Consider the following 8,148-nt stretch of genomic DNA (forward strand, 5'->3'; position numbering starts at 1 on the left):
CGTTCCCTATCGTGTTGGTCGGCAGTGTCAGAGTTGTATAAGAGCCAGCTGGAAGCCCCGGCCTCCCGGCAGCTCATCGACGGTGCGTGGCGCCCCGCCGCGCCGCCGCGCGGGGCGTCCTGGATGGGGCGGCCGGTCGCGGGGTCGAGGACGGGCAGGCCCGCGGGCTCCGCGGCGGGGATCCACGCACCGTCGATGAGCTGCCGGGAGGCCGGGATTTCAAGTGGGGACATGTCGGAATCCTTGACCGGGCTCATCCCGCATGTCAAGATGCCGTATCTTTCTGTGAAATATCCTGGGGGAAGTTTCATGCGCGTCACCGCCGCCGTCCTGGAGCAGCCCGGGCAGCCCCTCGTCCTGCGCGACGTCGAGCTCGGCCCGCCCCGTCCGGACGAGGTCCTGGTGCGGCTGAGCGCGGTCGGCGTCTGCGCCACCGACCTGGAGTTCGCGACGTTCTTCGAGGCCCCCGCCGTGTTCGGGCACGAGGGCGCCGGCGTCGTCGAGCGGACCGGCGACCAGGTCACCTCGGTCGCCCCCGGCGACCACGTGGCGCTGTCGTTCACCTCCTGCGGCCACTGCCGGCCCTGCCTGACCGGCCTGCCCGGCTACTGCACCCGGTTCGACGACCTCAATTTCACAGGTCGGAGGCCCGACGGTACCTCCGCCGTCTCGATGGCCGGTACCGAGATCAACGCCCACTTCCTCGGCCAGTCGTCGTTCGCCGACCACGTCATCGCCCCCGCGCGCGCCGTCGTGCCCATCGGGAAGGACGCCGACCTGACGCTCGCGGGGCCGTTCGGCTGCGGTTTCCAGACCGGCGCGGGCGGCGTGCTGAACGTGCTGCGGCCCTCGCCCGGCTCGTCCATCGCGGTGTTCGGCGCCGGCGCCGTCGGGGTCTCCGCGATCCTCGCGGCCGTGCTCAGCGGCTGCTCGACCGTCGCGGCCGTCGACCTGAACGCCGAGCGGCTCACCACCGCCCGGTCCCTCGGCGCCACCCACGGCGTGACCGGCGGGGACGGCGTCGCCGAAGAGCTGCGTTCCATCGCGCCGGACGGCTTCGACTTCGTCGTCGACACCACCGGCCGCGCGGACGTCCTGCGCACCGCCGTCGAGGCGCTCGGCCCGCTCGGCCGCTGCGGCGTGATCGGCGTCGGCCCGAGCGCGGAGATGACCTTCGACTGGCGCAGCGTGCTGAACGGCCGCACCATCACCGGCATCATCGGCGGCGGCGCCGTGCCGCAGATCTTCATGCCCGAACTGCTGCGGCTGCACGCCGCAGGCCGGTTCCCCGTGGACGAGATCGTCGCGCACTTCCCGTTCGAGCGGATCGGCGAGGCCATCGACGCCTCGCGCAGCGGCGCGGTCGGCAAGGCCGTCCTCACCTTCTGAGACACCCAGTGGCGCGGCTGGGCAACACCGCGCGAATCCCTGCGCATCAGGAGCGGCGCACATGACGACACACTTCGATCACCACTCGGCCGAATGCACCGCCGACCCGGCCGGCTACTACGCCGCCTACCGGGAGACCTGCCCGGTGGGCCGCACCACGGCGCACGGCGGGTTCGTCTACACGACGCGGTACGCCGACGTGTCGCGGATCGCCCGCGACGACGACGGGTTCTCCTCCTCCCGCGCGTCCACCGGGGTGGACGGCGTCGCCATCGTCATCCCGAGCGGGCCCGGCCTGGAGCAGTACCCGATCGAGCTGGACCCGCCGCGTTCCACCGGCTTCCGCGACCTCATCAACCCGCTGCTCACCCCGGCGGCGGTCGACCGGCTGCGGCCGATGATCGCCCGGCACGCCGCCCGCGCGGTGGACGCGTTCATCGAGCTGGGCTCCGCCGACTTCGTCCGCGACCTCACCAACCCGGTGCCCGCCGCCGTCACCCTCGACTGGTTGGGCTTCCCGGAGGAGGACTGGGCGCGGCTGGCCGGGCCGATCCACGACATCTTCGCCGCCCCGGCGGGCAGCGAGCGGGCCATGCGCGGCGCGCAGGGCCTCGCGTACATGGAGGAGCGCATCCGCGAGCTGATCCGGGACCGCCGTGCGGAACCGGGGCGGGACGCGGTCAGCTTCCTCGCCACCGCGCGCGACGCGGACGGCGAGCCGCTCGGCGAGGACGAGCTCGTCTCGGTGATCGGGCTGCTCATCGCGGGCGGCGTCGACACCACGACCTCGCTCACCGGGTCGGTGCTGGTCCACCTGAGCCGCAACCCCGAGCAGCGGCGGCGGCTCATCGAGTCGCCCGACCTGCTGGAGCGGGCCACCGAGGAGTTCCTGCGGGCGTTCGCGCCGTCCCAGTCGATGGCCCGGACGGCGCTCGCCGACACCGAGGTCGGCGGCTGCCCGGTCCGCGCGGGCGAGCGGGTGCTCATCCCGTGGGTGGCGGCGAACCACGACCCGGCCGTGTTCACCGACCCGCACGAGGTGCGGCTCGACCGCGACGCGTCCCGGCACCTGAGCTTCGGCATCGGCTCGCACCGCTGCGCGGGCGCGCACATGGCCCGCGCGATGTTCCGCGAGATGATGACGCAGGTGCTGACCCGGCTGCCGGACTTCCGGGTGCTGGAGGACGGCCTGATCGGCTACCCGTCCAGCGGCAACCAGAAGGGCTGGGACGCGATCCCGGCCGTGTTCACCCCCGGCCCGCGCGCCGACGAGACCACGGTGACGGCGGTCGCGCCCGGCACGTCCTACGACCTGACCGTGACGCGCGCCGAGACGGCCGCCGACGGCGTGCTCGCGCTGACGCTGGCGCCCGCCGACGGCGAGACGCTCGCCTGGGAGCCGGGTGCGCACCTTGAGCTGCGGCTGCCGTCCGGACGCGTCCGCCAGTACTCGCTGTGCGGCGACCCGGCGGACCGCTCGCAGTACCGGGTGGCGGTGCTCCGGGAGCCGGACGGCCGGGGCGGCTCCGAGGAGGTGCACGCGCTCGCCCAGGCCGGGGTCACGTTCGGCGTGCGCGGCCCGCGCAACCACTTCCCGCTGGTGGACGCGGAGTCCTACCTGTTCCTCGCGGGCGGGATCGGCGTCACGCCCATCCTCGCCATGGTGCGCGAGGCGGCGCGGCGGGGAGCGGACTTCCGGGTCGTCTACGGCGGCCGGACCCGCGCGTCCATGGCCTTCCGGGACGAGCTGGCCGCGCTCGCCGGCGACCGCCTCGACCTGCGGCCGCAGGACGAGACCGGCGTCCCGGACCTGACCGCGATCCTGGCGGACGCCGGACCCGCCACCGCCGTCTACTGCTGCGGCCCCACCGGGATGATCGCCGCGGCCGAGAGCGCCTGCGACGGCCTCGGGATCCGGGAGCGGCTGCACGTGGAGCGCTTCACCGGCGACGACTCGCTGGAGGTCGCGTTCGACCCGGCGCTCAACACCGAGTTCGAGGTCCACCTCGCCCGGACCGGCCGGACGCTGCGCGTCCCGGCCGACCGGCGGCTCATCGAGGTGGTCCAGGAGGCGGTGCCCGGCCTGTCGTACGACTGCGAGAAGGGGTACTGCGGCGCGTGCGAGACGCGGGTGCTGGCCGGCGAGCCCGAGCACCGCGACTCGCTGCTCACCGACGAGGAGCGGGCGGCCGGCCGGACCATGATGATCTGCGTCGGCCGCTGCTCCTCGGACCGGCTCGTGCTCGACCTCTGACGCCGGTCAGCCGCCCCCGCCGGGCGGCTCGTCCGAGACCGGGTGCTCGACCAGCGCGAGCACCCGGTTGGCCATGAAGCGCGCGGTGCGCACCGCCGTGCCCGTGCGGGTCACCTCGCTGACCTCGACGATCCCGCGCCGGTTGCCGATCTCCACGCGGCGGCCGGCGCGGGTCGCGGCCACCTCGTAGGTCCTGGTGGCCGCGCCGCCGACGTCGACCACGATCTCGACCCAGTCGCCCTTCATCCGCGATGCCTCCGATGTTCGAACCTATGTTCGAATTATACCCGGAACCGGGTCCGGCAACCGCGTGAAAAGGCAGGTCAGTTGGTTAGCAGCTCGACGATCGCGACCAGCCCGACGGCGACGATCACGCCGCGCAGCACCAGCGGCGGGATGCGCCGGCCGAGCCGCGCGCCGAGCAGCCCGCCGACCGTGGAGCCGACCGCGATCAGCACCACCGCGATCCAGCTGATCTCCGTCCGGCCGAGCAGCCACATCACCGTGAACAGCAGCGCGGCCGTGCCGTTGACGATCGCCGCCATCGCGTTCTTGACGCCGTTCAGCACCTGCAGGTCGTCGTCCAGCGAGATGCCCAGCAGCGCGATGAGCACGATGCCCTGCGCCGCCCCGAAATAACCGCCGTACACGCCGGTGCCGAGCACGCCGAGCCACAGCAGCGGCCCGCCGTCCGGGCGGTGCGGCGCGCCGCCCTCACGGCGTCCCCGGAGCCAGCCCTGCAACCGGGGCTGGACGACCACCAGCACCAGCGCGATCGCGATCAGGCCGGGCACGATGATGTCGAACGCCTCGGGCGGCAGCGTCAGCAGCAGCAGCCCGCCCGCGATCGCGCCGAGCAGCGAGGCGCTGCCCAGCCGCAGCAGCCGGTGCCGCTGCCCGCCCAGCTCGTGCCGGTACCCGTACGCGCCGCTGACGTTGCCCGAGACCAGGCCCACGTTGTTGGAGACGTTCGCGACGACCGGCGGGTAGCCGAGCGCGACCAGCGTCGGGAAGGTGATCAGGGAGCCGGAGCCGACCATCGCGTTGATCCCGCCGGCGGCGACCCCGGCGGCCAGCACGGCGGTCGCGTCAAGGACGTCCAAGGCGCACCCCACTCCGGTTCACGAGATCGCAACGGCCCCACGATGCTAGGGAGGGCCGCGGCTCACCCCGCACGGGGGGTGGGTCAGCGGAGGGAGCGGGCGTACCAGCGGCCGTTCTGGCGGTCGACGGTCAGCGGGAGCCCGAACGTGCCGGACAGGTGCTCCGGGGTGAAGACCTCGTCCACCTTGCCCTGCGCGACGATCTCACCCGCGCGCAGGAGCAGCGCGTGCGTGAAGCCCTCGGGGACCTCCTCCACGTGGTGCGTGACCATCGCCATCGTGGGGGCGGCCGGGTCGGCGGCCAGGGCGGAGAGGCGGGTCACGAGGTCCTCGCGGCCGCCGAGGTCGAGGCCGGCGGCGGGCTCGTCCAGCAGCAGCAGCTCCGGGTCCGGCATGAGGGCGCGGGCGATCTGGACGCGCTTGCGCTCGCCCTCCGACAGCGTGCTGAACGTCCGCCGGATCAGGTCGGCGCAGCCGAGCGCCTCCAGCAGCTCGACGGCGCGGCCCACGTCGGTGGAGTCGTACTCCTCCCGCCAGCGGCCGATGATCGCGTACGAGGCGGTCAGCACCAGGTCGATGACCGTCTCCCCGGACGGGACCTTCTCCGCGACGGACGAGCTGGCGATGCCGATGCGGGGACGCAGCTCGAACACGTCGGTGCGGCCGAGCTCCTCCTCCAGGATCTCGGCCGTGCCCTCGGTCGGATGCAGCATCGCGGCGGCGACCTGGAGCAGCGTCGTCTTCCCGGCGCCGTTCGGGCCCAGGACGACCCACCGTTCGCCCTCGTCCACCGTCCATGTGACATCGCGCAGCAGGGTCGCCCCGCCGCGCCTGACCCCGACTCCGCGGAGCTGAAGTACCTCGCCGGCCATCGCGTGCCTTCGTCCCCAATCCGGGTGGTCCGTGATCTCGCTCTCAGGAAAGAACCTATGCGATCGGGGACGGCCACGGGCCCCCCGATCCCCGGCGGAAACGGCGGTCCCAGGCTGCTTCTCCGGCGCGATAGGTCCCTTACGTCCGGTGGAACCTGTGATCTGAGCGCTTATCGTGGATCGCATGCCCGTTGCGGAGAGGCCGAGAATGAGCACGACAGGATGAGCGGGGCCGTAGCGACCGCGCTGGTCGCCTGGGGCAACGCCTGGCTGACGGGGCACGTCGGCCTCGATGAGGCGGTCGACGCGGTCGAGAAGAACGCCGGGCCGCAGATCCTCGGCGGCGAGCCCGCCGAGGTGACGCTGCGCCGCGGACTCGGCGACCTGCGCGTCGGCGGGCTGTCGGCGCTGCGGCTCGCGCTGCCCGAGCCCGGCGACCCGCTGGGGCTGACCGGCCCGCCCGCCTTCAACGCCGCGGCGATGGAGGCGGGCGCCGCCGTCGTCGCCGTGCTGGACGGGCGGGCGATGGGCCTCGTCCCGGCCGAGGACCGGCGCGGATCGTCGTACGTCGGCGTCCGCTGGACGCCGCACGAGGCGTCCGCTGGGCTGCCCGACGTCCCGTCCCTCGCCGAGGCCGACCGGCGGCTCACCCTCGCCATGCGGGACGCCACCGAGGCGCTGCCGACCGTGGACGACTTCGCCGGCGTGCCGCCCGAGATCGCGGACGCGCTGGTCGACCTGCGCGACCCGGAGCGCGGCGGCCATCCGCTCGCGCCCGGCTACCCGCAGCGCGCGCACCGCGTCGCGGCGCTCGCCGGGCGGCTGACCCTCGTCGTCGACCTGGCCCGGCAGCTGGACGACCGCGGTCTCAGCGCCGACCAGATGCGCCGCCGCGGCGAGGCCCTGCGCCTGCTGGACGCCGCCGTCCGCCGCGCCCTCGTCGCGTCGTGCAACAGCGCGTTCGAGAACGTTCCATAGCGAAACGGGGCGCCCCCCGCGTGGGGACGCCCCGTTTCGGGTGGCCGTCGGTCAGGCGCGGACGACGATGGTGTTGCAGATCTTGTCGGCGAAGGTCTGCTTGCGGTCGTCCCACAGCGGCCAGAGGAAGCCGATGTAGCACAGGAAGCTGTCGGCGATGTGGGCGATCTTGCGGACGAACGCCATGCCGAAGCCGATGGGCTGGCCGGTCTGCGCGCTGATGAGCCGGATGCCCATCTGCCGCTTGCCGATGGACTGGCCGGTGGTGCCCTCCTGGTAGCAGATCCACAGGCCGCCCGCGATGGAGAGGGCCAGGCCGACCAGGTAGAACAGGACGGCGAGCAGACCGGCGCCGCCGCTGCCGGAGCTGGCCAGCAGGCCGGCCAGCAGGTAGAGGACGAAGACCGGACCGACGAAGATCAGGTAGTCGATGATGTAGCCGCCCGCACGCGAGCCCCACTCGGCCAGCTGGCCGGTCGAGCCGTAGTGGTGGTGGTGCACCTCCTGGCCGTAGCCGGGCTGCGCGGGCGCCGCCGGGGCGCCGTAGCCGGGCTGGGCGGGAGGCTGCTGGCCGTACCCGGGCTGGGCCGGGGGCTGGCCGTAGGCCGGCTGCTGGCCGTACCCGGGCTGGGCAGGCGGCTGACCGTAGCCCGGCTGCGCCGGGGGCTGCTGGCCGTACCCGGGCTGCTGCTGCCCGTAGCCCGGCTGCTGACCGTACGGGTCGTAGGGGTTACCCACACTTGCTCCTTATTGATTGACCCTTGTGGTTATGTGACGCCCGCCGGACCCGGTGGGCTCCGCAAGTCTGACGAAGGATTCTTTCCGGCTCAAACTCGCAGAACGCCCAACCGTACGAGCTGCCACAGCTCCGACCCCACGAGGGCGGTGCCGAGCATCCAGGCACGGGTCTTCGGCTGGAGTGCCCACCACCGTCGTCCCAGGCCCAGCGGTGCGGCGGCGAAGGCGATCGCGCCGGTCAGGGCGACCGGGTTCGCGAGCACGGCGTGGCCGGGACGGCCCGAGCCGAGCTCGATGAACACGGTCGTGCCCCCGCACATGGGACACGGGACTCCGGTGAGCGCCCTTAGGGGACAGAGCACGCCGGGGTCGTTGACGCGGTGGATCCATGCCGCGCCGATGGCCGCGACGGCCATCGCCGCAACGCGCAGCGCCGTGCCCAGGGGGCCGTGCCGCGCTGCGGTGAGGGTCCGGCTGACGAGCCCGCCCAGCACACCTTCCGGTGCACCGGTGGCCGCCGCCCCGGGCGCTCCCCCCAACGGATCCTCCGCCTCGATGACGAACTGGTGAGTGACCCGTATACCGGGTGCACCCGGAGCCGGGTCAAGCCCGGGCAACGATCCGCGACGGGACCGTTACCGAGTGCGCACTGACTTCACTCCGAGGGTAAGAGTAAGACAAATCGCCAGGTACGTGGGCACTCTTTCCCGCTAAGAGTTTCATGAAATCGTCCGGACGCCCGCCGCGAGGAAGCCGATCACCCGGGTAGTCGGAAGGGATGGGGCCGGAGACCTGGCCCTTATACACACAGGCC

8 protein-coding genes and 1 pseudogene are annotated in these 8,148 nt (G+C 73.1%); 3 read left to right on the forward strand and 6 right to left on the reverse strand.

Going from position 1 to position 8,148, the window contains the following annotated elements:
* A pseudogene (locus HUX53_RS28015) lies at positions 1 to 233 on the reverse strand (hypothetical protein); the annotation flags it as partial.
* A gap of 76 nt (positions 234 to 309) precedes the next feature.
* Between HUX53_RS28015 and HUX53_RS28020 the strand changes: the two are divergent.
* Entirely contained in the window at positions 310 to 1,389 is a 1,080-nt protein-coding gene (locus HUX53_RS28020) for an NAD(P)-dependent alcohol dehydrogenase (RefSeq protein WP_176406211.1), read from the forward strand.
* Positions 1,390 to 1,450: 61 nt separating this feature from the next.
* Complete coding sequence (locus HUX53_RS28025; RefSeq protein ID WP_176406212.1) at positions 1,451 to 3,643, forward strand: cytochrome P450; 2,193 nt, start codon at positions 1,451 to 1,453, stop codon at positions 3,641 to 3,643.
* 6 nt (positions 3,644 to 3,649) lie between these two features.
* Here the strand turns inward: HUX53_RS28025 and HUX53_RS28030 are convergent, their stop codons facing one another.
* The 3 genes from HUX53_RS28030 to HUX53_RS28040 form a co-directional block, all read right to left on the reverse strand.
* Entirely contained in the window at positions 3,650 to 3,889 is a 240-nt protein-coding gene (locus HUX53_RS28030; protein WP_176406213.1) for a hypothetical protein, read from the reverse strand.
* A gap of 77 nt (positions 3,890 to 3,966) precedes the next feature.
* Positions 3,967 to 4,746, reverse strand: a complete 780-nt coding sequence (locus tag HUX53_RS28035) for a sulfite exporter TauE/SafE family protein (protein WP_176406214.1) — start codon at positions 4,744 to 4,746, stop codon at positions 3,967 to 3,969.
* A gap of 83 nt (positions 4,747 to 4,829) precedes the next feature.
* Positions 4,830 to 5,618, reverse strand: a complete 789-nt coding sequence (locus HUX53_RS28040; RefSeq protein ID WP_176406215.1) for an ABC transporter ATP-binding protein — start codon at positions 5,616 to 5,618, stop codon at positions 4,830 to 4,832.
* A 222-nt stretch (positions 5,619 to 5,840) separates the two neighbouring features.
* On the opposite strand from HUX53_RS28040, the gene HUX53_RS28045 reads away from it, so the two are divergent.
* Positions 5,841 to 6,596, forward strand: coding sequence for a hypothetical protein (locus tag HUX53_RS28045; protein ID WP_176406216.1), 756 nt, complete (start codon positions 5,841 to 5,843; stop codon positions 6,594 to 6,596).
* A gap of 51 nt (positions 6,597 to 6,647) precedes the next feature.
* On the opposite strand, the gene HUX53_RS42690 is transcribed toward HUX53_RS28045, so the two are convergent.
* The gene (locus HUX53_RS42690) at positions 6,648 to 7,334 is read right to left on the reverse strand and encodes an RDD family protein (protein ID WP_176406217.1); all 687 of its coding nucleotides are present in this window, start codon (positions 7,332 to 7,334) and stop codon (positions 6,648 to 6,650) included.
* Positions 7,335 to 7,423: 89 nt separating this feature from the next.
* Complete coding sequence (locus tag HUX53_RS28055) at positions 7,424 to 7,873, reverse strand: DUF2752 domain-containing protein (RefSeq protein ID WP_255205709.1); 450 nt, start codon at positions 7,871 to 7,873, stop codon at positions 7,424 to 7,426.
* Positions 7,874 to 8,148: the final 275 nt, after the last annotated feature.

Source organism: Actinomadura sp. BRA 177, from assembly GCF_013372625.1.
In the GTDB taxonomy this organism is placed as follows: domain Bacteria; phylum Actinomycetota; class Actinomycetes; order Streptosporangiales; family Streptosporangiaceae; genus Spirillospora.